Here is a 25188-nt window from a genome sequence, read left to right as displayed (position 1 = left end):
TTACTCCGCTGTTCGGATATTTTCGTTATTCAATTTCAAATCTTTTTTATCTGCAATCTCTTTCAAGCGCTCTGAACGAATCAATTCATTCACTTCCTGCTTGGCATCGTCCAGCTCTGTTTTCTTTTCCTCTATCTGCGCATTGATTTTTGTCAAATCACTTTGCACTTGCAAAAGTCGTGTTTGCATAAAGATAATGCTCACTGCTAAGACGAGAGCCGTAAAAGCGATGGAAAGATAAAAAGCCTTCTCCACACGGGAGAATTTTTTGATACGACTCTGCAAGAATTGACTGGTTGTTTCTTTTTTATCTACCATTTTTTCCTCTTACTTGTGAATTTTTCTGGCCACGCGCAACTTAGCTGAATGCGAGCGGTTATTGGCTTCTAACTCTTCCACACTTGGCAAGATTGGCTTACGGGATACCAATTCCATCTTGGGCTTGAGATCATCTGGGATGAAAGGCAAACCTTTAGGAACTTCCACTGTTGAAGCTTCCTTGAACAATTGCTTGGTCAAGCGGTCTTCCAAGGAATGAAAGGTAATCACTGAAATTCTACCATCTAGAGCCAACATGTCCATAGCCTGCTGGATAGATTCATCTGCCGCTCCCAGTTCATCATTGACTTCAATTCGAATAGCCTGGAAAATCTGCTTGGCAGGATGCCCCTTCTTCTTGAGTTCCTTAGCAGGTTTGGCCGACTTGATAATTTCTGCCAACTCAGTCGTTGTCTCGATTGGCTTGACTGCACGTGCTTGTTCAATCTTACGCGCAATCTGTTTAGAGAACTTGTCCTCGCCATACTTGAAGAAAATACGAACCAAGTCATGATAGTCATAGTGGTTTACCACTTCATAGGCTGTTAGACTAGCTTCCTGATTCATGCGCATGTCCAGTGGCGCATCCTTCTTATAAGAAAAACCACGCTCCCGCTGGTCCAACTGAGGACTAGACACTCCCAAGTCATAACAAATTCCATCAATTTCCTGAACACCAGCTTCGCGCAAACGTGCCTGTAAATGACGGAAATTATCCTTGATAAAGGTTACCATCCCTTTTTCGATATAGGGTGCCAAGCGTTTTTGCGCATTATCAATGGCATTCTGGTCTTGGTCAAAGGCATAGAGATGGCCTTTTTCACTTAATTTACTTAATAAATATTCGCTATGGCCCGCTCCACCCAAAGTCGCATCAACGTAGATACCGTCAGGCTTTACGTCTAGCATATCAACCGTTTCGTGGAGTAAGACCGTTACATGATGAAATTCTTTTGTCATATCTTATCTATTTTACCACAAATCCGACTAGCTTGCACTAGTCAGACAAATAGGTCAAAAACAAGTAAGATTTCTTTAAGAAATATGTCAAATATGCTTGACATTCGCTCTATAGAAGAATATAATATAGTCAAATATATACGACACAAATCAGAAAGGAGAACATATGAATCGTGTGAAAGAATTTCGCAAGGAACTGGGCATTTCCCAGCTCGAACTCGCCAAGGATATCGGTGTCTCGAGACAAACCATCAATATGATTGAAAACGACAAGTACAACCCAACCCTGGAACTTTGTCTCAATCTCGCCCGCAGCCTCCAAACTGACCTCAACAGTCTCTTTTGGGAGGAAGATTTTTAAAAAAGGAGCCAACTTATGAAAAAAGAAACCTTCACTGAAAAACTCATCAAACGCACATACGGCATTTCTGGTCCCCTTGACGAATACAAACGGCGTGAGGCCGATCGTATTGGGAACCAAGTCTTTATCGTTCTTTTTTATCTGATGATTTTCGGAAATCTTATTCCACTCCTTCTGGCCTATAAATACCCTCAAGAAGTGGCTCTAATCTATCCTCCTCTAATTTTAGTGATTGCCCTCATCGCTGCTGGCTATGTCACCTACCAAATGAAAAAAACAGGGATTACAGCTATTGATCCAGATATGCTGAATGAGAAAGAAAGTAAGCAACTACACCACCCAGGTCTGAAAGCAGGTTTGTTCTTTGGTCTATGGATGTTTTTTATAACTCCTCTTCTCCATATACTCATAGGTGAAAGTCCGGACTATTTTAATTCTCTTCTCACTATAAGAAATGGTGTATCAAGCATTCTCGGTTCTATCTTCTTCGGAGCGAGTATACAGTTCCTCATCTCCCGTCGCATTGCAAAAACTAAGAAAGATCAAGATGAGGATTAGGAGGTGCCCTATGAAATCACTAGTAACTTTACTTATCTATCATCTTTTGTTCAGTTCTCTGCTCATCTTCATCATCGTTTCAGGGAACTTGCCAATCTACGATATAGTCCTCCTTCCAGTCTTTGTTCCAGCACTCAACAAAGGATTGACTTATCTAAAAATCGACTCCCAAAAAACGCGCATACTCAACTTAGCACTAATCTTTATGATTCTATCCTTACCACAACTGACGCTCATTTCAAGCAATTGGAAATATTATATACTGCTAACTATCGCTATCCTTTCTTCTATTACTTATCTTTATTATCTCTATCAATTCGTAAAAGAAACAAAATAGCATCGTTCATTTAGGAGAAATCACCCATGAAAAAAGAAGACTTAACCACTCGCCTACTTCGAAATTTCTTTCATATCCAAGGCCCTTTTGATGAATGCCGTCAAGAGGTTATCTACAAGGCTTGCGCCCGTTCCATGATCCAAATCTTTTACTCTTCCTTCATTCTCTTCCTGTTCTATATTTTGTTCGGAAGCTTTATAGAAATTGTTCGAAATGTTATGCCCTACATCTATTTTGGACTCATTTTGTTCATGAGTATAAAAGCTCAAAAAGCCGTCCAAGAGCTTCATCTTGAAAAGGATGACAAATCAGAAATCATTCTCAAAACCTACAGCAAAGCCCAAATCAAATTCCGAAGCTGGATTGTGTTTATCGGTATTCAGATTGGCCTCTTTACCTTACTCATCTTTCATAAAGTCTTCGTTCAGCAGATGCCCCTTTCAGATTTTGTGAAGTTGCTCATGCAATTCGATAAAAGTGGTCCTTTCCTGATGTATGGCCTCATTATCGGTAGCATTTTTGGAACCCTGACCTACGGATTTCTATCACTACAGGAGGAGAAAACTCCTAAAAATACCAAACAGAAGGAGAAAAGCAAGCAATGACTTCACTATACGATTTTTCAGTATTGAGCCAAGATAACCAAACGATTTCCCTAGATGCCTATCGTGGGAAAGTTCTCTTGATTGTCAATACTGCTACTGGATGTGGTTTAACGCCCCAGTACCAAGGACTTCAAGAACTCTATGATCGCTATCAAGAACAAGGTTTTGAGATTTTAGACTTCCCTTGCAACCAGTTTATGGGACAAGCACCAGGCAGCGCAGAGGAAATCAACGCCTTCTGTAGCCTACATTATCAAACCAGCTTCCCACGTTTTGCCAAGATTAAGGTCAACGGTAAGGAAGCAGATCCCCTCTATGTTTGGTTGAAAGACCAGAAATCTGGCCCACTAGGAAAACGAATCGAATGGAATTTCGCTAAGTTTCTCATCGGTCGTGATGGGCAGGTCTTTGAACGCTTCTCTTCAAAAACAGACCCTAAACAAATTGAAGAGACCATACAAAATCTACTATAATTCACAATCTCACTATGATTAGGTCTCCTTCAGCCTAATGAATAGTGAGATTTTTTGATTGGCTTTGACTTAAAAAGAAAAACACCCCATGATATGAAACATGAAGTGTTATAAAAATGATACATTTTACAGCAGATAAGCCTCTACTGACTACTATTTTTAACCCCAGCATATACATAGGTTCTATTTCTAGGACACTCTTTTTCCGTTACTACCCTAAAATAAAAGCGATGCTCCCGCCCATCCTTAGTATTTTCCTTGTTTAAGACAAAGTAGTTCTTCTGATTCATCGCCATAGTTCGTAGGATGTCATCAATCAAGAAAGTCAAGGGCACATTCATGGCAGAATATTTTTGGAAATCCTCTTCGAAACGAATATAGTTATCTGAAAAATAATCCATCTGTAGTTTGTTTTCATACAGCTCTTTTCTAGTCATACACTCCCTCCTCCCACAGCCGAATTTCTAGGATATCTGCAACCTCTATCAACCTATATCCCTCGTTTGTCCTAATAGATAGAGTCTGATGTGATAATTCTCTCACCTCACCGATGATCGTGGTTTTCTGATTCTTTTCCTTGACCACAAAACTTCCCTTCAGTTGGCCAACATAAAGCTGAGAAAGCAAGTGTAGCTTCTCAACTGGGTCCAAATCTATCGAAAAATCAACACGGTTTTTTTCTTCACTGAGCGAACTAGTGTGTTCTGAGAGGTAAAATCCCATCCACTTCTGCATACCTGGATCTTGATAATCTCGCGCGGATTGAAAGGGTAAATAAGAACGATCAATCATTTTAATCCATCTAATCCTCCAGCAGAATGTCCCCCAATCAGCTTGCTTCTGGCAAGACTCCTAGAGGCTTCTTCCAGTGCATTGGCTTTTAAGAGTGAAGTGAAACCAAATTGTTCCCGAATAGAGTCAATAGCCGTCTGGAGCCTTTCATCTTTTTCTAACTTGTCAACATCATCAAAGAGAGAGATCAAGCCGAAGGACTCGTCCACAAATCCTGCATAGTTTACTCCGACACTTCTGACCGCTCCTGAAGTATATTTGTTATGAAATAACTTCAAAACATAATCCGTTAAGACAGATGTATTATTGGTAGGCTCGACCTTCATTTGTGTGTGAATAGACGGCCTGACCTCCTGTTTAGAGAAACCAAGATAGATAGAAACAAGAGTTGTTTTCTTACCCGCCCTTCTTAGTCTAATAGCTACCTGCTCAGCCATTTCCCGGAGAATAATTTCAATATCTCGTAGCTTCACGTAATCTTTCGGCAAAATTTGAGAATTCCCCAAGCCCTTGGATTTGGCTTTATAGGGCTTATGAACATTACTTTCATCAATCCCGTTAGCATGAAACCACAAACGAAGACCAGCCTGACCCAGAACTTTCTTTAGCTGGTCGGGATTGCTGGTTGCCAATTCCTTGATGGAAAAAATCCCCAGAGCATGCAAGCGTTTCTCCATTCGCCTGCCAATCCCCCAAAAGTCTGTCATCTTGGGAATGGACCAGACCTTCTCTTCCACATCCTGGTAAGACCAGTTGGCCCTCATGGTCGGAGTGTGCTTGGCCTCATTATCCAGAGCCAACTTGGCCAGTAAAGGATTGGCATTTGACATGCCCACTGTAGAGTAGATCCCTGTCTGCCTCCAAATATCCCTCTGAATACGAGCAGAAAGCAGATCCAACTTGTCTTTACGGGATAGACTCTTATCTGGGATGAAATAGTTAAGCGAACTAGTCAAGTCAATAAAGCCCTCATCAATCGAGTAGGGATAAATATCATCTGGGCTGCCATAGTTTTGAAAGATTCGCTGGATTTTCATATTGACTGCGATGTATTCATCCATCCTAGGAGGCACAATCAAGGTCACCTGAGCCCAATCTTCGATGTAGCGAATATAGTCTGAGTCGGTCGGCAACCCTTGCTTTCGAGCATTGTAATAGGAAAATTTACGTGTTTTGATGTCAAAAGGCAAATCATAGGCCCGACCAACATTTGACTTGCCAAAAATCTTCTTAAACAAGGGAGAAGAGGCAAGGATAAGACCGGTCGAATTATCCGCGCGACTCATGACACAAAGTGAGGTCTTCAGCGGATGCAAGCCCCTTTTCACACACTCAACACTGGCATAAAAGGATTTCATATCGACAAAGGCAATGTCACTTTTGGGCTCTCTGGAATAATCAAAATAGCCCATAGGCTAGCCCTCCATTGGCACAAAGTTCCCAACAATAATCCCCACAATCCGAGGATCTTCCTCATAGGAGATAAAAATATCCTTGTATTTAGGATTGATAGAGACCAGACGCAAGCCATCTTCCTCTCGATAGACCCGTTTGATATAGGTCTGGTTGTTGCAAACCACTGCATAGACCGCCCCATCATAGTCAAATCCTGTCTCTCGAATCAGTGCCACTGAACCATTTTGATATTTAGGTTCCATAGAGTCCCCAGATACCCAGGATGCAAAATCATGGGCCAACTCCTCATTAAAGTAAACCGTATCAAAATTCTGATCATCGTAGACCGAAGCTCCGATTCCCGCAGACATGCGTTCGTAGACACGGTACTCGTAGAGACGCTCTGGCATAGATGTCACTTTCTGAGCCTGTTCCTCTTGAACCAGGTTGCGAGCATAGAGAACAACCTTCTCCTTCCCTTGCTTGGAGAGGCTATGGTAGAGACGGACAATCTCGATCTGAGTAAAATATCCTTTTGGTACTTTTAAAATATTCTCTAGCTGGAACACCTTCTCCTTGGACGGTTCCTTGACTCCACGTTCCCAAGCCGAGTAAGCCTGAAAACTAATCCCAAGTTGCTCTGCAATTTCCTTCTGTGTCAGTTTTAACTCTTTCCTCCGAGCCTTTAATTTTTCTGGCTGATACATACTTCACCTCCTATTATGATACTTTAATGGACATTATCTCCCTTAGAAAGACTAATCGATGCTTGAATCCAGATTTTTAAAACTCAACCAATATGGTTTAGTTTTATTATATAAAAAAAGTAGACAAATGTCCACTAGGAAAAGCAGAAACATCGTGAGTTTTATACTCAATGAAAATCAAAGAGCAAACTAGGAAACTAGCCGCAAGCTGTACTTGAGTACGGCAAGGCGACGTTGACGCGGTTTGAAGAGATTCTCGAAGAGTATTAATCAAACTAAAAGGACTTAGCCCTGTACCATACAGAACTAAATCCCATGAATAAATAATTGATCTAACTTTTAAAATTCCTACAGAAATTCCAGTTTTTCTCTATTTGATACCAGACATTAGTTTTTCAATACGTGGAACGTAGAAGAGTAAGATAATACCGAATACAATCGTAATTCCTCCAACAATTCCATAGTAAGCCACTTCAGTTTCGCTTGTATAAAATTTTACAATTTGAGCATTGATAGCTTGGGCAGCTGCATTACTCAAGAACCAGATAGACATCATTTGTGCTTGGAAGGATTTTGGTGCTAGCTTAGTAGTGACTGATAGACCAATAGGCGAAATCAGCATTTCCCCTACAATCACAATAGCCCAACTCATAATCAACCAGAGAGGACTGACCTTAACATCTGTCCCAAAGAGCATCCCTGGTAACATCATCCACAAGAAGGATAAACCTGCAGCAAATAAACCGTAAGCAAATTTCTTAGCAGAGGATGGTTGCTTTTTACCCATTTTCCCCCACAACCACGCAAAAATCGGCACATAAATCATGATGAAAAGTGGATTGATACTTTGGAAAAAACTAGATGGGAACTGAATCTGATTTCCAAATGCATTAAAGTAAAGTCGAGTCTGATCATCCGCAAATAGAGCAAGAACAACAGAACCCTGCTCCTCAATAGACCAGAAAAGTACTCCGGCGATAAATAGAGGAATGTAGGCAAATACTCGGGATCTCTCAGTAGCAGTTATTTTCTGACTAGATAAAATTTTGAAGAAATAGTAGATTGGAATGATTACCGCAATCACTGTAAAGATATTAACAATCATATCCACGTTAAATTGGTGAGTAAAGACTAAACCTAGAACCACCAGAATAACCATGACAAGTGTAATCAGCAAGCGTTTAATCAAGGTCTGCTGCTCCTTCTGTGAAAGTGGATCAGTGGGGTAAAGACTTGATTCAGGCAGGTATTTCTTCCCATCTAAAACATATTTCACCAGACCAAAGAACATCCCAATGGCAGCTAATGAGAAACCTAGATGGAAATTGACTTCCTGACCTAGATAACCCACTAGATAAGGGGCAACGAAGGCACCTAAGTTAATACCAAAGACAAAGATACTAAATCCTGCATCCCGTCTATCATCCTCTTTCTCATAAATTCCCCCAACCATATCTGAGATATTGGGTTTTAAAAATCCAGTACCAAAGATAATCAAGGCAATAGAAAGATAGAGAGCCACTTGTCCAAAAGGTGTTGCCAAAGCAATATGCCCTAGCATAATCAGAATCCCACCGTAAAAGACGGTCTTACGGCTTCCTAAAATACGGTCACTGACAAAACCACCGACAACCGAAGACAAAAATACCAGCGAGCCATAAATCGCCATAACCGATGCAGCTGTGGTCTTATCCATTCCCAATCCACCATCTTGCACACTATAGTACATATAGTAAAGTAGGATAGCTCGCATCCCATAGTAAGAAAAGCGTTCCCACATTTCTGTAAAGAAGAGGGTGGACAAGCCCATAGGATGTCCAAAAAATGTTTTCTGTTTTTCCATATATATTCTCCTTTGAAACATAATAAATCATTTTACAGAATTTTCAAACGAATGTCAAACAAATTATGTTTTTTTAGAAAATTTTCTGAAAAATCTATTTAGATAAGTTCCTACTTTATCCTCAATTAAAAAATATCAGATAGAGATCTAATTACTGATTTAGCAAATTAGTGGCATGCTTATCTATAAAATTATATTATCTAACATCAGTGTTCCATTTTTGAATACATTCAAAAGCAAAAAGGGCTAAGTATGAACTCTTGATTTTTATCAAAAAGAAAAGGCGCTAGGACTGAGGAAACAGTTCTAACACCAAAACTAAAAAAATTTCAATTGCAGCATAGCACAGGAAGTGTTTTTTTGCGCTTTTTTACTGTCTTTTTCAAATAAAAGGAAAGGACGAAATGTGTCCTTTCTCAAGCTTAGCTTTTCTTCACCCCACTACAGTTGACAAAGAGCCACTTATCCTCTCCAGTAAACAAAAAACATCCCTATGCCAAACTTGTAATTACTAAAATACAAGTCAATAAGCATAGAGATGTAAAACTGTTACACATTAAATAATAGAAATTGTGTACGAAATGTCTCAATTAGTTTTCGCTAGTAAATATCATTTCCAACAAACGCCCTCTCAATTCCTTATCCTGATGATGCAAGATATTCATTAACTCATGAGAGTTTTTCGCATTGATGGATTGATTTAACAATCTATCTTTTAATTCATATGGAAGAGAAGCCGTCTTTAGTAGTCTAAAAACTTCATCATTTAGATATGGCATTTTATTTTCTTTGCATTCAAATCTAGCTGTATCATTCTTATTTGGCAATTCAATGATAGACACATTCGTTCCTTTAAAATGAATTCTATGCCTTCTATTGCTTGGAACGATACTAGAATCTCCTTGCAATGCTAACTCTACCATTCCCATTTCCCAATCAATTGATAATCTTGTTTTATATCTTTGACCATTTTGGTCTTCAATCATTTCAAAAGAATGTTGTTTGCCTGGGAATACATACCAATCTACAACTTCAGGTAAATCAACACCCATATCTATCTCAGAACCAACCAAGGGAATGATTGCACCACTTTTTGCAAACACAGGTATCGTCGAAATGTCTCTATAAACACTCAACTTCACACCACCTGTATATTTTTTCTCTGAAAAGAAGTCATACCATTCACCTTCAGGGAACCATACATCTACTTTTGCAGATTGGAATGCCAAATCCATCTTTTCTACAACGGGAGCCACCATCAGTTCTGTTCCAAAAAAGTATTGGTTTGGAACATTATAGCTCTCATCATTCTCTGGGTAGAAATAGTACATTGGGCTGATTAATGGGGCGCCTTCCTCATGTGTCTTTACATTCATGGTGTATAGATATGGAATCATCTGATGTCTCAAACGAAGGTAATTCTTCATAATCTTAGATGTTGTTTCTGAAAAAAACCAAGGTTCTTTACTATTGAAAGGACTTCTAGAACTATGTAATCGAGTAATCGGACTAAAAACACCAAACTGTAGCCATCTAGTTTGTAGCTCTTCGTCATAATCCCCCAACATGTGTCCACCGATATCATGACTCCACCAACTATAACCGATATTAGATGCTGTCGCTGTAAAATAAGGTTGAAATCTTAAGGAATTCCAACTAATAATAGTGTCCCCTGAAAAACCAACAGGGTAGCGGTGACTACCAGGACCTGCATATCTTGATAAAATCAAGCCACCTTCTGAATGTTTACAACTATCCTGATAGTGATAATGGTTTAAAAGCCATAGTGGATCCAACATGCCTTGTGTCCCTTGTTGCCAGTCAATCCACCAAAAATCTACTCCTTGCTTTTCTAGCTCATAATGAACATCTTTAAAGTAGGCTTCCCTAAAGGATGGATTGAAAAAATCAAAAATGGCTGGTTCTTCTAGTTCTACATTTAATCCCAATCGTTTGGCGACTCGAGGATAAGCTTCCTCATAAGCCCGTATACCATCAGCAGGGTGGACATTTAAGGAGAGTTTTAACTTTCTATCATGAAGTTGTTGCAATAACTGTTCTGGATTTGGTATTAAGTTTCTATTCCAACTATAGCCTGTCCAACCACTTCCAAAACGAGTTGGAATGTCAGTTATATGCCAATCCATATCTAAAACACCGATAGATAATGGAATTTTCTCTGTTTTAAATCTGTCTATTAAATTCAAGTATTCATCCGACGTATAAGGCCAATACCTACTCCACCAATTGCCTAAAGCATATCTTGGCAACAAGGGTGTTGAACCAGTCAAATGGTAAAAGTCTCTGATTGCTCCTCTATAATCATGCCCATAGGCAAAGAAATAGAGGTCAATTTGATTTTCTCTCTCAATATAACCAGATTGTTCATCCCAAATAAATCCTTGAGAATCATCCAGTAAGGCAATGCCATTTCGACTAATAATTCCATCTTCTAATGGGATTGCGCCGTCTGCCTTATCAAGAGTCCGAGCTGTTCCTTTTAACGTTTCAATAGATTCACCAAAATACCAGCGACTACCATATACGGCAAAATTTCCTTTTAATTCTATAAATAAATTTTCGGCGTTAAATTCTCCTTTATTAAAGTGCAAATGAAAATAGTCCGTCATAATATCTAGTACGTTTGATGTCTCGATATAATCTAACGAAACTTGGCCAAAATCTCTATTATAGATAAGTTGTGTCGTTCTATCCTCAAAACTTCCAGTTTGAGAGTATTCTAACCTTACTAACTTGTCTGTTAATACAGAGATTCGATAAAACTCTCCCTTAAAAATTTTCAATTTGTTTCCCTCCTCTTATTAAATCTCTTTACTTTATCAAACATTTTATTCGTTACCATTACATTCATCAATCCACAAAAAGCAAATCCTCCAAATGTAAATACGTAAATAGCTGTTAAAACTCGTTCTGGACTACTAAAACTCATATACAGTACAGAAATATTAAATAAAACCAAAATGATAGCTTGCATTGGATTTAAAATACAAATTAATACGCTATTTACAATACTATTTTTTAGATTATCTTTAAATAGACCAATATAGGGAAAAACAACACTCATAAAAAGTATTATAACAAATAAAAAGGGCAACACTAACAATAAACTATACTCTGAAAATAAACTTGAATAGCCCCAAAGACAATAGTTCACATATAAAAGTAATTCTATTAGGAGGATAAACAACCAAATAAAAGTTGATTGTTTAAAATTTTGTCTAAAGATCCGAAAATAATGATAAGTAATATCGGTATCTTTACCTTTTAAAATACGATACCACATTGTCGTAAGAGAAGTTAGTGATGCCCCAATTGTAACTATTGGAATACAACTAACAATAAATAGAGTATTTAAAATAATTAAATCTGTCAAAAAAGTTAAAATTCTAACCACTTTTCCATCTAATGAAAATAATTTTTGCATAATATATTCCCCATGAAATCAATCGTCTTAACTCTATATTTTAGAATGTCAGTTGCACAAAAATATTACCTAAATTATTTAAAAAACATTTCCAAATTTCTTTAAAAATTAGAATAAAGGAAGCGAGATAATTTGATGTTATCAGTCTCGCTTCCTGTAATTAGCTAGTCCCTTGTTTATACAACCAAGAGTTCATATAAAGTATTACTCTTTTACTTCTTTTTGGTAACGATTATATGCTTCCTGTTGAATCTTCATAAATTCGTCCAATCCCATATTCTTAAGAGTTTCTTTGTATGAGTCCCATTCTTTTTCTATGCCACCTTCAACTACCCATTTAGATGCTTGTTGTTTGACATAAGATTCAATACTCACATAGATTGATGATAATTTGTTAAGCTCTTCTTGTGAATAAATCACATTAGGGTAAGCTGGCAACGCAAATTGTTTCAAATCTTGGTCCATCTTCAATTTCAATCCATCACCTTGTGTTTGATCGATTTCTACGCGACTATTGATATCATCGCTTACGTATTTAGGTCCAAAATCTCGAAGTGAATTAATCCATGCATACTCATCGGCTGATTTACCATCTTTAGGAGGTAACACTTTAAACTTATCACCATTCTTTTCAGTAGCTATTCCAAATGATCCATAGAAATTCTGAATACTTGCTTCATCTGTATATAATTTATCCAACCATTTCAATAATTTAGCAGGGTTTTTGCTCTTATTTGTAATCAAAATTTCATTTCGACCATAGTTGTAATGATCTGGATCAGAAAAGACATATTGTTTACCATCCATACCTTTTAAAGCAGGTAGAGCAATATATTCACTTGAATGTAAGCCAAACGTTGCATCTGCTGTCCAACCACTAGAAACACCTACTCTAGATACTCCCTTATCCATACGTTTTGCTACACTCATAGAGGTATCTTCTGTAAAGATTTCCGGATCAATCAAACCTTTTTTATAAGATTCGTGCATTGCTGCAATCCCTTGTTTATAACTTTCTTCTGTACGAAGGTAGACTGGTTTTCCATCTTTTACAGACATTTCATATGTATTATCTGCCCCTAAACGATTATTGAACGGAAGAATATATGAGAATGTTGGATCAAAGTTTCCTGCTCCGAATGGAATTTCATCAGAAGCGTCTCCATTTCCGTTCGCATCTTTATCCTTAAATTCTTGTAGTACTTTTACTAAATCATCATAAGTTTCTGGAACCTTTAATCCTAAATTATCCAGCCACTTTTTATTAATAAATAGCTGATTAGCTACAGTAGGACGCATCGGTAATTTTTTAGGTAGACTGTAGATATGACCATCTGGTGAAGTAATCATAGCTTTAATCTTAGGTTCTTTCTCCATAGCCTTAGTTAAATTTGGCATGTTTTCTTTGATTAAATCTTCCAATGGAATAAATAAAGATTGGTTCTGAGCAATTTCTGAATCTGTAAAAGCATTTGAACCTAAAAATGCATCTGGTAAATCTCCACTAGCAACCAAAACAGATTTCTTATCTGCCCAATCTGCGGCTACAAGTGTATCCCATTTAACATCGATACCTGATTCCTTGGCAGAATCTGTTAGAAAACCTTTGTGATAATCTTCTCCCCAGTCAGACCAACGAACAGTTGTGATTTTATAAGAATCTTCTCCAGACTTATCGTCCTTATTCGCATTATTGGAATTTGCACAGGCTGTTAAGCCAGCAAGTGTAACGGTTCCTAAGAACAAATATGTAAATGATTTATTTTTCATGTTTTTCTCCTATTCCTTCAACGCGCCAATCATTACGCCTTGATTAAAATATTTTTGAACAAAGGGATATAGCAACATTATCGGAGCGGTTGAAATAACAATTGCTGCATATTTCATCATATCGGCTTTGATACGAAGATCTGATGCAACTTCTCCTGTTGCTTGCGATTGTAACATTTGATTACTAATTAGTAAACGTCGTAAAATTAATTGCAATGGTTGTAAATTTTCATTCGTTAAATAAATTAAAGCATTAAACCACGAATTCCAAATACCAACTGCAGTCCAAAGTCCAATAACTGCTATAATAGCTTTTGATAAAGGAACGACTATCTTAATAAAATAACGAATTGTACCACAGCCATCAATTTGCGCAGCCTCCCACATCCCATCTGGAATACTATTATTAAAGAAAGTTCTAGCAACAATAATATTGTATGATGAAACTGCAAAAGGTATTACCATTACCCAAAATGTATCAATTAGGCCAACATTCTTTACTGTTAAGTAGGTAGGAATCAAACCACCTGATACAAACATAGGGATTATGTATAGAATGCTCATCCACTTTCTACCAACTAATTCTTTTCTAGATAAAGCATAACCAGCTGGAATATTGACTACTAAAGCAACTAAGGTACCAACAACAGTATATAAAATGGTATTTAGATAGCTACGCAAAAATAAAGGTTGTTGAATAAGACGTAAATATCCATCTAATTTCCATTCTCTAGGAATAAACCATACCTTCCCATTTGCAACATCTGAAGGATTACTAAAAGATGCAATCACTACAAACCATAACGGATAAACAATTAACAGGATAAGGAAAATTGCTAAACCATAGGTAACTATATCAAATAATAATTCAGAGTTCGTTTTTCTTGATTTATGAAACCATTTCACCTTGAGCACTCCTTCCTTTAAAAAAGACCCGTTCTGGTATATCTTTTTGAGAACCAGTTAACAGATAACAAAATTATTAGATTAACTACCGTGTTAAATAACCCTATAGCTGTCGAATAACTATACTGAAAGTTCACCATACCAACTTTATAAACATAGGTCGAAATTATCTCACTTCCTGCTAAATTAAGAGGATTCTGTAGTAGTAACACTTTCTCAAAACCTACACTTAATAAACTACCTGCTCTTAATATTAATAGAATCATAGCAGTCGGCAAAAGCAATGGTAATTCTATATGCCGAATTTTTTGTAATCTAGAAGCGCCATCCATAGTTGCAGCCTCATAATATGTAGGATCAATTGCAGAAAGCGCTGCCAGATAAATAATACTATCCCAACCAATATGTTGCCATACATCACTCCAAACATAAACACCTGCAAAACTAGTAGGTTTTGATAAAAAATCTGGAATAGTAATTCCAACAGACTTAAATACATTTGCTAACAAACCACTAGTAGGAGATAAAAATAAGATAATCATCCCACACATAACCATTGTAGAGATAAAATGAGGTAAGTAAGTTGTCACTTGAAATATTTTTCTAAATTTCCCAACTCTTAACTGATTACTGATTATAGCTAGTATAATAGGCAAGGGGAATCCTACTACAATACTATAAAGTGAAATTTTTAATGTATTGAACATAGTTGTCCCGAATTGGAATGATGAGAAAAATTGAGTAAAGTACTTAAATCCTACCCACTGACTAGCAAAGATACCATTGGCTGGTGAATAGTCTTTAAATGCAATAATTAGTCCCAACATGGGAATATAGGAAAATAAAATTAATAGCAATATTGAAGGAAAAAGTAATATATATAACGGAATACTATGCTTTAATTTTATTTTATGAAGTTGAGATGCTACTTTCATGTTTTTCCTCCCATCTGATTTTCTACGATTATTTTACACCATATAGAATTCCCTTAATAGAACTTTTTGGACTAGGTTTATCAATTTTTCAGTTTTTTAATTTTAAAAACTATTACTTTTCCGACATCTTGATAAAACATATCTGTTTTGTTACATGATATCATATTTTCAAAGTGCTATAATTTTAATAGGAGAATAGTATATGAAATTAAATCACGACTTATCAAAAAAACATTCCATTCATTTTTTCTTTAAACTCCTACTTGTACTACTATTGATAAATATTTTAATCAATATTGCTATGAGTAACATAACCAGAAATTTTATTAAAAACCAAAATATAGTACACCTACGTAGTTCAATTGAAATTTATGCTGACTCTGTTAATGAAAAATTGCATTCTGTAGAACGCTTTATGTACTCAACAATAACGCATAATGAATCTTTAGAGAAATTAAATCATGTACAAACGTTTCTTGAGTATCAAGAAAATCTTAAAAAAGTTCAAACTAGCTTTACAGAGTTTGAATATCAAAATGAAACTCATATGACATTCTTATTAGAAACCGATAGTACTGATCATTTTATAAATGTCTCCAATCTTTATATTCCATATGAAGATTATCTACTATTAAAATCAAATCTAAAATCATTGCGTAGTGATATAAGTGACCGTAAATGGAAAAATGTAACTACTAAAAACAGCGAATACTTAGTTAAATCTGTTCATTACGAAGGAAAAATCATTTATGCCGTCATATCTTCAGAAGATATCCTAAAACCTCTAAGCAAACTTAATATTGGAAATAATGGTAAACTTTCCCTAAAAGAGCCTAACAATATTCCCTCCGAAAACTACCTAATTCATGCTCAGAATGAAAAAACGCATTTACCTTTCGATATTTATGTTTTAGTCGATTATGCCGAAGTCTTTAGAAATATCACACTCTTAGAAGTATTTTTATCAGCTGTTCCTATCATTATCACCATTTTATCAATCATCATTATCCTGTATATTCGTCAGTGGATGATTAAACCTATAACAAGACTCACTGAACGACTCTCTCAACTCGGAGACTCCATCCCCCCTTCTGAATTTTTTATATCTGAAGGTATACTAGAAATTGATAAGGCAAATGATAAACTTAATAAAGTAATATTTGATATGCAAGAATTAAAAATACGGGAATACCATTCACAACTAGAACTTAAGAAGATTGAGCTTAATTATCTTAAGAACCAAATTCGTCCGCATTTCTACTTAAATATGTTATCAATGATTCATAGTATGCTTCAAACAAAAAACTACAAGGAAATTGAAGAATTAACTATCCTAACTTCAAATTATCTCCGTCATTTATTTATGGCTAATCAAGATTTTTCAGAACTTAAAGATGAAGTTCAGCATATTAAAGATTATTTAGAAATACAACGAATTCGATATGGAAATAGCATCTACTTTTCACTAAACTACAATGATGACCTACAAAATACTCTTGTCCCATCATTACTTTTACAAACATTTATTGAAAACACAATCAAACACGGTTTTTCATTTCAGGATTTATTTACAATTTTATTATCAATAAAAAAAGTACAAACTGAGGACTCAGATTACATTCATATTTGTATCGAGGATAATGGTCCAGGTTTCTCTGAAGAAATTTTATCAAAACTAAATCAGAAACAGTCTCTAATAACAGAAGATGGACATCATATTGGGATCACAAACACCATCGAACGTTTAAATCTTCTCTATCCTAATGACTATAGTATTGCATTTGAAAATAATGAAGAAGGTGGGGCTAAAATTCTTTTACTTATTCCATACAAGATTATAGACGGAGGTTATAATGAACATCTTATTAGTTGATGACGATCGCTTTATCATTGAGGCTTTACGAGAGAAAATAAATTGGGATAAACTACACATTGACATTGTTTATGTTGCCTATAGCCTCACTCAAGCTCAAAATATTATTAGAGAGAATCCTATTGATCTCATGATAAGCGATATAGAAATGCCTCAAGGTAGTGGCCTCGAACTCTTATCGTGGATTAGAAATGAAAAATATGATATAAAAACAATTTTTTTAACCAATTACGCCGACTTCAACTATGCTCAAAAAGCAATTGAATTGCAAAGCTTTGAATACTATCTAAAACCCATTAACTTTGAAAAATTAGAATTTATTATTCAAAAAGCCATTAGTAAAATTGAGAATCATAACTTAAACGGAAAAAATGATGCACTTTTACAAATAGAAGATAACTTCTGGTATGATTACCTTAGAAAACCTCAAATTTCTCGCATTGATGAGCTAGAAAATATAGCAAGCAAACAAGATTTTATTCTTCAAAAACACCAGTATTTTTTTCTTGCAGTTTTAACAATCAATCTTAATGAAGAAGATTATTCTGCAGAAACTCCATCATGGACTTCTCAACTAAAAAGAGAACTTCAAAGAATTTCACAACCTTCTTATAAGCTGATAAGTCTATTCAAGATGGAAAGCCAGGTTGATCAATATGTTTGTCTCTTTAGAGTAGACTCATCCAAACGTAGCGACAAATTGGCATATGAGATTCATTCTCAAATTTCTAATAACTTTAGTAAATACTCAAACATTATATATAAGAGTTGCCATAAAATATCCGATATTTTATTTCATACCAAAGAACTCTACACTTATAATGAACAATATGTTTCTTATTGGAATACTATTACATGTGTTCCACATAGTTTTCCAACTTCCTTTAAAACAGAAACTCTTTCAATTACTTTTTTAGATAGCTTAAGTGAATACGAATTAAGAGAAAAAATTAATTCACTTGCTTATAATTCTCAAATTCCTACTTTCACACTACAACAAATTTTACTAGATTGGACTCAACAAATAGGAATATATCTAGATCAAAATGGAATTTCAGCTCATAAATTATTCCAAAACAGCACTCATGATTTCCTATTCCAACGACGCTTTCATTCAATTGAATCTTTCCAGGATTACTTTGATTATTACTGGTCACATGCTAAGAAATTTGCAACAAACATTGAAAACCAAAAAAATAGTATTCAACGCATCGTCGAATACATAGATCATCACTACTATGAAGATATAAATCGTTCTATATTAGCAGATATGGTTTATCTCAGCGCAGATCATTTAGCTAGAATTTTTAAAAAAGAAACTGGAGAAACTCTTGTTAAATATATAACGGATAAGCGCATTAATGCTGCTAAATCTCTCCTATCTCAAACAAATATCTCGATATCACAAGTGTCTTGTCAAGTAGGGTATGATAATTATTCTTACTTTACTAAAATTTTTAAACAAAGAACTGGACTTTCTCCTGGAGATTACCGTAAAACTTATCAAAACAAAATGTAAGCAATCTAAATCATTGAAATGATAAGTAAAATTCAAGGTCTGTAGTAATTTTTGAAATTCTACAGTTTTTCCAAAGATAGCTCCATAAACTTATTTGAAATTGCTGATAAGGTAACTTCTTAAAAAGTCAGTTTGAGAAAAACAGCCAGCAAATATTTCTAGGATAAAACGTATACTATCAAGTTTTTTATTCCTGATAGTATGCGCTTTTTATTTGAATACTTGCTACAAAACCTCACAAGATTTACTATCATGCCATACCAAAATGGACTATTTTTTGATTATAGAAAAAGATTATTTTTAAATGTTTAGAAATAATAAAATAAATTCCAATTTATTTCTAAATATTTGAAAATAATGTCTATTTGTATTATACTATCTTTGAGGTATCTATTATGAACTATATTAAAAGACCACATTATTTAGATTTTTTAAGAAGACATCGTGACCGACAAATCATCAAAGTTGTGAGTGGAGTTAGACGAGCTGGTAAATCTGTTCTCTTTCAACTCTATAAAGAGGAGTTACTAGCAACTGGGGTAGACGAGGATCAAATCATATCCATCAATTTTGAGGATCTGAGTTACTATGACCTCCGACATTTTCAAACATTATACGCTTATATAAAAGATCAATTAGTTAGCGAGAAAACATACTATATCTTTTTAGATGAAATTCAACATGTTGAGAAATTTGAACTGGTAGCAGATAGTCTATTCATCCTACCAAATGTTGACCTCTATTTGACTGGATCAAACGCCTACTTTATGAGCAGCCAATTAGCAACAAACTTGACTGGTCGGTATGTTGAGATAGAGGTTCTTCCTTTGTCATTTGAAGAATATCTATCAGGTCAATCTCTCACAGAAAATCTGAATACAACAGAAATTTTTAACAATTATCTCTTTAGTGCTTTCCCTTACTTATTGCAAACATCATCTTACGCTGAAAAAATTGATTATCTAAGAGGAATATATAACTCAATACTGTTAAATGATATTGTAACTAGATTAGGAAATCCAAATCCTACTATTATTGAACGCATTGTCCGAACCCTTCTCAGTAGTACAGGTAGCTTAATATCAACAAATAAGATTCGCAATACCCTGGTCAGCCAAAACGTTTCAATCTCCCATAATACTTTGGAAAATTATTTGACGACTTTGACAGATAGTTTGCTTTTTTATTCCGTTCCACGTTTTGATGTAAAAGGTAGAGCATTATTGCAACGCTTAGAAAAATATTATCCCGTTGATTTAGGTTTACGACATCTCTTATTACCAGACCACAAAGAAGACATTGGGCATATCTTGGAAAATATGGTATATTTAGAATTGAGACGTAGATATTCACAAGTATATGTTGGTAATTTAGATAAATATGAGGTTGATTTTGTTGTTGTAACTGATCTTGGTCACTACACTTATTATCAAGTCAGTGAAACAACACTTGCTCCAGAAACACTAGAAAGAGAACTTAGACCACTAGAAGCCATTAAAGATCAATTCCCCAAATATCTATTAACAATGGATACGATTCAGCCAACAGCCAATTACAATGGTATTGAGAAGAAAAATATCATAGATTGGTTACTAGAAAAGTAGATAGGCACTGAACACATAAATTGAAACATAATAAAACACTCCTGTTGAGATCTAGTGAAACTATGAACAGGAGTGTTTTATTATGACCTAAAAAGATTAACTAATATTAGACTAAAAATCAATGGTGGAAACTCTTGATTTTTAGACCAAAAAAGACATCCAAGAGAAAATTCTAGAATGTCTGTAAACGTTGATATAATCGTATTGATTAACGTTTTGAGAATTGTGATGCTTTACGAGCTTTTTTCAAGCCTTGTTTGACAAGGTTTTGTTTTAATTTATTTTAGTGTAGCATGATACCAACATCTTTTGACCTTCTATTACAATATTTAATAAAAAAATTGAATAAGTTGAACTAAAAAAGAGAAAGTTTCTCCTTCTGTTATTATCAATATCTTGCTTTTGGACTAGGAAGTTAAGTAGTTATGCGAAAACTGAGTCATAGGAATAAATCTTTTTCTAGTAATGTTTCGCAACTCTACTATAACGGATTTATTCCTTTTAGTGTTTACACAACTTATTTTACACTACCTCACTTTGTCATTCAAACTAAACATGGTATAATAGTTAAGATTTTTACACTACTCATTTCTGGGCAGAAGTGGGCAGTAAAATTTAAGAAACAGGGGCTAAACCCTTGGTATGAAAGGAATCTATAAAATATTATGATGAACATGCAAAACTTGTTCCAAGATTTTTTTAGACTTGTTAACGTCAGAAATATTGATTTAAAGCCTTTCTTGATTCCCAAAATTAAACTAAAATGACCTGAAATCATTTCAATAAGGCTAAAAATAGACTATGCAGTATCTTCTATATAATCAAAAATGCTTCACTTAATTAGTGAGGCATTTTTGATTAATATTCACTGTAAAGGTCTATTTATTTAACTCAAGAGACGATGATATTATTTTCAGAAAGATATTTTTCACACTTTTTAAACTGATTATAGTAATGTTGCAAATACACCGCTCCTTTATTTAATGCGTCTACCCTATCAATAACTTGAAGATCATAGTTTCCATTTTCATTTTTTAAATAAACAAGCAATAATAATTTATAAGAACCATCTACACCTTCGAATAAACAAAAAATAAAATGAGATTGATTTTCATTTGGATTATTCGAAATGAACGAACTGGGAGCAATACAATTATTATAATGTAGCCTGGCTGGATTGAAAAAATTACTATTTTCATTAAGATGGATATGAACTGCATTAAATGAAAAATAGTTATCATCTATTGTATCATTTTTTACATCATTATTTTTAATATAAGGTGTGAATATGTAAGTAGACTTTATGGTTCCTGAATTTTCATATATTCTTAGCTTAGGTACCTCAATCTTCTTTTCCTCACCGTTGAATACAGCTTTTACTTCTGACATCTCCTCTTTTTTATAGGAGATGGATAATTTAGCTCTTCTATCTTTTTTTAAAACATTAATTCTTTCTATATATACAGTAATAATACTGATAAGAAATGCCAAAAATGCAATCGGTTCACTTATGACTTGCTGATAAACATAAGAAACGATATCAATAAACATTTTAACAACTGTCACTTTAGATTGTCTTAATATGTAAACCAATAAACATATAGTTAACCAAAACCAAATCGTTTTATAAAAAGTTAGTTTTTTCAATTTTTTCATTTTAAATTCTCCACTCCATAATCTTTATCGTTCTCTAAAGTTATTATCCTAATCAGTTTGATTTACCATTTATTATGACCTCCAATAATTCATCCGCAACAACATCTTCAACGTACTTCCTTATCGCTCTAACATTAGGGAGGGTGTTTAGATGCGATTCAATACAAGCTAATATCTTGTCCTCATCTAGATATTCCTGATACCTTTCATCTATATATTCAGAGCTAATAATTTTTGAATACGTCAATTTTAAAATTTGCTTTTTCTCATCAATAGATAGTGGAGAAAATTTAACAAAACCATCAAATCGGCTCAATAATGCTATATCAATATTTTTTTCCATTTCTAAACGACTTTTAAAATTAGAAGTGCAAATAATAATTGAGTTACTTAAATCTACTTTATAATTTTGATCTTCATAAATGCCTTCATCAAACATTTGAAAGAAGGTGCTATGAAAAAATGCAGGAGCTAAAGCGAACTCATCAAGCAAAATAACATTAGATTCTCTGTTTAGTAATGTTTTAGAAAATGAGTCCTCGCTATGGTTTGTTGATTAAAAATATTTTACACTTGATTCACCACCAACCATCGACATTTGTTCTCTAATAATATTGTTATTTCCATACAGTGTAAATGATAGTTGTTTTACTGTTTCAGTTTTTCCTATTCCTGGTTCACCATAAAACATTAATACTAGTGGTTTCGCATTCGTACGCACCAACTGAGTAACCAATTTCCTTAATAAACTTTTCTTAGCTTTTTCTTGACCAACTATTTTTTCATTTAAATCTTCAGAAATCCTTTTAAGTTGCTCCTCACTAATTTTTGCAAAAGTACTTTGTTCAATATTTAAAAATTCTGATTTAACTTGTTGCTTTAATGAATTAAAGAATTTTTTAGGGGGATTATGAAGATATATTTCTTCAGTTCCTGAATCATTAAAAATTTTGATTAATAAATCAATATTTTCAAAAACTAGGCTCCCAGAAAGCGAGTAGGTATCCATTCTAAAAATACAATTCTTTTTATCTATTAGAGGTTTTATTATATCAATAATAGTAGAATCTTTAGTCCAATTTATAATAACCTCATTAAATGAAACATAGTTATCTAATTTTGCGACCCTTTCATTAAACTTTTGAACTGGCTCAAAAAAAATATTAAATCTTACCATTATACACCTGCCACTAGAACATCATATATCGGTATTTTCTCATTATTTTGTTCTTCATCAAAGTCAGCTCCTAATTGTGACTGTCTCTGGTTTGATAGTCTATCTATCATTGTATTAAAACTTAAATCAATTGAATCTACTTCTCCAACCTTAATTCCATAAAGTTTGACATCCATCTTGGTCAAGTCACTCAACGTATAATTATTACGTAGACCCGATATATTGAATCTGAAAACACTTTCATTACTCTCGGAACTAATTCCCTTAATTTCATAATATCCAGAAAGTCGGTCCAAAGTTCGTTCAATATTCTTTATTTCAATACCTTTAAAATTATTTTTATCATCATCTGTAATACTACTCATTTTAGTAATATCACTAATCATATCAAGAACAGGAGTGATGTTACGGTAAAAAGCGGGAGAGTCTTTCTCAATAAAAAGCTTAACATTATCTAAGCATTCCACTTTTGAAGAATTTTTATTGGTCACAAACTTTTTAAAATTACTTAGCAATGTAGAGGTAATTTGTGATTCTACTACACCGCTTCGTTGATATGAAGCATTGCCAGAGAGCCCTATCTTAAATCGAGTAAAGAAGTTCATACCAACCTTTCCCTCGGCATCTACTTCAACCATATTTTTGGAGACACGCTTTATGATATCAGATTGTATTCCATTTTGATGTAATTCTAAAAAGTCAAAAACGGCTTGCTCATCAAGATAAACAATTTTACCAGCAAAAAAATCAACCATTACTTCCTCCTTATTACTATATTCAGACTATTTGAATAATCCTATTATACCAAAACATCAACTATTACCAAAAAATTCTATTCTATATCCCTCAATTTAGTAAGAAAATCGAAAAAAGAACACCCCGAAAGGTGCTCTTTGGAAGTATAGTAATTCTTTCGAATTAACGTTTTGAGAATTGTGATGCTTTACGAGCTTTCTTAAGACCTGGTTTCTTACGTTCAACTTTACGTGAGTCACGTGTAAGAAGTCCTGCGCGTTTCAATGAATCGCGGAAGTCTGGGTCTACTTGAAGAAGGGCACGAGCGATACCGTGACGGATAGCTCCTGATTGACCTGCATATCCACCACCTACAACGTTAACGAAAACGTCGTATGAACCTACAGTTGAAGTAACTGCGAATGGTTGGTTGATTACAAGACGAAGGTCAGCGTGTGGGATGTACTCTTCAACATCTTTTTTGTTAACAGTGATTTTACCAGTTCCTGGAACAAGGCGAACGCGTGCAACAGCGTTTTTACGACGTCCAGTACCTGCATATTGTGCTTGTGACATACTTTATTGTTCCTTTCCTTAGATAAGTCCTGAAATGTCAAGAACTTCTGGTTGTTGTGCAGCGTGAGTGTGCTCAGCTCCAACAAATACTTTCAACTTCATACCTTGAGCGCGTCCAAGAGTATTGTGTGGAAGCATACCTTTAACTGATTTCTCGATCAAACGTACTGCATTTTTAGAACGAAGTTCACCTGCAGAGATTTGTTTCAATCCACCTGGGTGGTTTGAGTGAGTGTAGTAGATTTTATCAGTTGCTTTTTTACCAGTCAATTTAACTTTTTCAGCATTGATAACAATCACAAAGTCACCTGTATCAGTGTGTGGTGTAAATGTTGGTTTGTTTTTTCCGCGAAGTACGCTAGCAACTACTGCAGAAAGACGTCCAAGTGGTACATCAGTTGCGTCAACTACGTACCATTTACGTTCAACTTGGCCTGGTTTAGCCATAAATGTTGTTTTGTTCATGATTTCTCCTATATATAGTTCGATTTTTGTTTACGGTGATGGGTGTTCCTTCCCATCGAAAAGTATTTGGAAGGTTCCGGGGCCTTTCAAATGGGGTAAACAATACCGCCTACTATAATACCAAATTTCACCCCTAAAAGTCAATAGATATGAAAAATATTTTTCTGAATTCCACTCT

25 protein-coding genes and 1 pseudogene are annotated in these 25188 nt (G+C 34.8%); 8 read left to right on the top strand and 18 right to left on the bottom strand.

Features of this window, described 5'->3' with window-relative positions; genetic code table 11:
• Both ftsL and rsmH read right to left on the bottom strand, forming a co-directional pair.
• Positions 1–318: a cell division protein FtsL gene (ftsL, locus tag NMM26_RS07100; RefSeq protein WP_020902171.1), complete on the bottom strand. Its 318-nt coding sequence runs from the start codon at positions 316–318 to the stop codon at positions 1–3.
• 9 nt (positions 319–327) lie between these two features.
• Positions 328–1278 carry a 16S rRNA (cytosine(1402)-N(4))-methyltransferase RsmH gene (gene rsmH / locus NMM26_RS07095; RefSeq protein WP_254754083.1) on the bottom strand — a complete coding sequence of 317 codons (951 nt, stop codon included), beginning with the start codon at positions 1276–1278 and terminating at the stop codon, positions 328–330.
• Positions 1279–1444: 166 nt separating this feature from the next.
• Here rsmH and NMM26_RS07090 point away from each other — a divergent pair, with 166 nt between their 5' ends.
• From NMM26_RS07090 to NMM26_RS07070, 5 genes are read left to right on the top strand one after another with little or no spacing between them, the layout of a single operon-like run.
• The gene (locus NMM26_RS07090; protein ID WP_001082472.1) at positions 1445–1639 is read left to right on the top strand and encodes a helix-turn-helix transcriptional regulator; all 195 of its coding nucleotides are present in this window, start codon (positions 1445–1447) and stop codon (positions 1637–1639) included.
• Between the two features lie 15 nt (positions 1640–1654).
• Positions 1655–2197 carry a DUF3278 domain-containing protein gene (locus NMM26_RS07085; protein ID WP_020902170.1) on the top strand — a complete coding sequence of 181 codons (543 nt, stop codon included), beginning with the start codon at positions 1655–1657 and terminating at the stop codon, positions 2195–2197.
• A 10-nt stretch (positions 2198–2207) separates the two neighbouring features.
• Positions 2208–2534, top strand: coding sequence for a hypothetical protein (locus NMM26_RS07080; RefSeq protein ID WP_020902169.1), 327 nt, complete (start codon positions 2208–2210; stop codon positions 2532–2534).
• Positions 2535–2560: 26 nt separating this feature from the next.
• Positions 2561–3139, top strand: coding sequence for a DUF3278 domain-containing protein (locus tag NMM26_RS07075; protein WP_020902168.1), 579 nt, complete (start codon positions 2561–2563; stop codon positions 3137–3139).
• Positions 3136–3612 (top strand): glutathione peroxidase, encoded by a 477-nt coding sequence (locus tag NMM26_RS07070; RefSeq protein WP_254754082.1) that lies wholly within the window; start codon positions 3136–3138, stop codon positions 3610–3612. Before NMM26_RS07075 ends, NMM26_RS07070 begins: the two co-directional genes overlap by 4 nt.
• Before the next feature lie 143 nt (positions 3613–3755).
• Here the strand turns inward: NMM26_RS07070 and NMM26_RS07065 are convergent, their stop codons facing one another.
• The 10 genes from NMM26_RS07065 to NMM26_RS07020 all read right to left on the bottom strand — a co-directional run bounded on the left by NMM26_RS07065 (position 3756) and on the right by NMM26_RS07020 (position 15405).
• Entirely contained in the window at positions 3756–4049 is a 294-nt protein-coding gene (locus NMM26_RS07065) for a DUF5960 family protein (RefSeq protein WP_254754081.1), read from the bottom strand.
• Positions 4042–4404 carry a hypothetical protein gene (locus NMM26_RS07060; RefSeq protein WP_254754080.1) on the bottom strand — a complete coding sequence of 121 codons (363 nt, stop codon included), beginning with the start codon at positions 4402–4404 and terminating at the stop codon, positions 4042–4044. Before NMM26_RS07060 ends, NMM26_RS07065 begins: the two co-directional genes overlap by 8 nt.
• Entirely contained in the window at positions 4401–5816 is a 1416-nt protein-coding gene (locus NMM26_RS07055) for a Y-family DNA polymerase (protein WP_254754079.1), read from the bottom strand. Before NMM26_RS07055 ends, NMM26_RS07060 begins: the two co-directional genes overlap by 4 nt.
• 3 nt (positions 5817–5819) lie before the next feature.
• The gene (locus tag NMM26_RS07050; protein WP_254754078.1) at positions 5820–6506 is read right to left on the bottom strand and encodes an XRE family transcriptional regulator; all 687 of its coding nucleotides are present in this window, start codon (positions 6504–6506) and stop codon (positions 5820–5822) included.
• 370 nt (positions 6507–6876) lie between these two features.
• Positions 6877–8349: a peptide MFS transporter gene (locus tag NMM26_RS07045; RefSeq protein ID WP_254754077.1), complete on the bottom strand. Its 1473-nt coding sequence runs from the start codon at positions 8347–8349 to the stop codon at positions 6877–6879.
• A gap of 590 nt (positions 8350–8939) precedes the next feature.
• Entirely contained in the window at positions 8940–11153 is a 2214-nt protein-coding gene (locus NMM26_RS07040) for a glycoside hydrolase family 31 protein (protein WP_254754076.1), read from the bottom strand.
• Positions 11150–11794 (bottom strand): YesL family protein, encoded by a 645-nt coding sequence (locus NMM26_RS07035; protein ID WP_254754075.1) that lies wholly within the window; start codon positions 11792–11794, stop codon positions 11150–11152. The genes NMM26_RS07040 and NMM26_RS07035 overlap by 4 nt, the downstream gene beginning before the upstream one ends.
• Before the next feature lie 204 nt (positions 11795–11998).
• Complete coding sequence (locus NMM26_RS07030; protein WP_049521062.1) at positions 11999–13564, bottom strand: extracellular solute-binding protein; 1566 nt, start codon at positions 13562–13564, stop codon at positions 11999–12001.
• Positions 13565–13573: 9 nt separating this feature from the next.
• Positions 13574–14470, bottom strand: coding sequence for a carbohydrate ABC transporter permease (locus NMM26_RS07025; RefSeq protein ID WP_000870790.1), 897 nt, complete (start codon positions 14468–14470; stop codon positions 13574–13576).
• A 17-nt stretch (positions 14471–14487) separates the two neighbouring features.
• Positions 14488–15405 carry a sugar ABC transporter permease gene (locus NMM26_RS07020; RefSeq protein ID WP_000861542.1) on the bottom strand — a complete coding sequence of 306 codons (918 nt, stop codon included), beginning with the start codon at positions 15403–15405 and terminating at the stop codon, positions 14488–14490.
• Between the two features lie 202 nt (positions 15406–15607).
• Between NMM26_RS07020 and NMM26_RS07015 the strand changes: the two genes are divergently transcribed.
• The 3 genes from NMM26_RS07015 (at position 15608) to NMM26_RS07005 (ending at position 20401) form a co-directional block, all read left to right on the top strand.
• Positions 15608–17278 (top strand): sensor histidine kinase, encoded by a 1671-nt coding sequence (locus NMM26_RS07015; RefSeq protein ID WP_254754074.1) that lies wholly within the window; start codon positions 15608–15610, stop codon positions 17276–17278.
• Positions 17259–18797: a helix-turn-helix domain-containing protein gene (locus tag NMM26_RS07010; protein ID WP_254754073.1), complete on the top strand. Its 1539-nt coding sequence runs from the start codon at positions 17259–17261 to the stop codon at positions 18795–18797. The genes NMM26_RS07015 and NMM26_RS07010 overlap by 20 nt, the downstream gene beginning before the upstream one ends.
• Before the next feature lie 395 nt (positions 18798–19192).
• On the top strand, positions 19193–20401 hold the full coding sequence (locus NMM26_RS07005) for an ATP-binding protein (RefSeq protein ID WP_001106639.1): 1209 nt from the start codon (positions 19193–19195) through the stop codon (positions 20399–20401).
• 891 nt (positions 20402–21292) lie between these two features.
• On the opposite strand, the gene NMM26_RS07000 is transcribed toward NMM26_RS07005, so the two are convergent.
• From NMM26_RS07000 to rplM, 6 genes and pseudogenes are all read right to left on the bottom strand, one after another.
• Positions 21293–22057: a hypothetical protein gene (locus tag NMM26_RS07000; protein WP_254754072.1), complete on the bottom strand. Its 765-nt coding sequence runs from the start codon at positions 22055–22057 to the stop codon at positions 21293–21295.
• A 52-nt stretch (positions 22058–22109) separates the two neighbouring features.
• Positions 22110–22559, bottom strand: a pseudogene (locus tag NMM26_RS06995) (AAA family ATPase); the annotation flags it as partial.
• A 54-nt stretch (positions 22560–22613) separates the two neighbouring features.
• A complete protein-coding gene (locus NMM26_RS06990; protein ID WP_254754070.1) occupies positions 22614–23234 on the bottom strand; it encodes a hypothetical protein in 621 nt (206 codons plus the stop codon).
• Positions 23234–23989, bottom strand: a complete 756-nt coding sequence (locus NMM26_RS06985) for a DUF6414 family protein (protein ID WP_254754069.1) — start codon at positions 23987–23989, stop codon at positions 23234–23236. Before NMM26_RS06985 ends, NMM26_RS06990 begins: the two co-directional genes overlap by 1 nt.
• A 163-nt stretch (positions 23990–24152) precedes the next feature.
• Positions 24153–24545, bottom strand: a complete 393-nt coding sequence (gene rpsI / locus NMM26_RS06980; protein WP_000075973.1) for a 30S ribosomal protein S9 — start codon at positions 24543–24545, stop codon at positions 24153–24155.
• An 18-nt stretch (positions 24546–24563) separates the two neighbouring features.
• Positions 24564–25010 carry a 50S ribosomal protein L13 gene (gene rplM, locus NMM26_RS06975; RefSeq protein WP_001044624.1) on the bottom strand — a complete coding sequence of 149 codons (447 nt, stop codon included), beginning with the start codon at positions 25008–25010 and terminating at the stop codon, positions 24564–24566.
• Positions 25011–25188: the final 178 nt, after the last annotated feature.

The sequence above is a fragment of the Streptococcus sp. CF7_Ac1-8 genome (assembly GCF_024295435.1).
GTDB classification, from domain to species: Bacteria; Bacillota; Bacilli; order Lactobacillales; family Streptococcaceae; genus Streptococcus; species Streptococcus mitis_AP.
The sequence above is the reverse complement of the archived record's forward strand: the minus strand, read 5'-3'. Positions and strand labels throughout refer to the sequence as shown.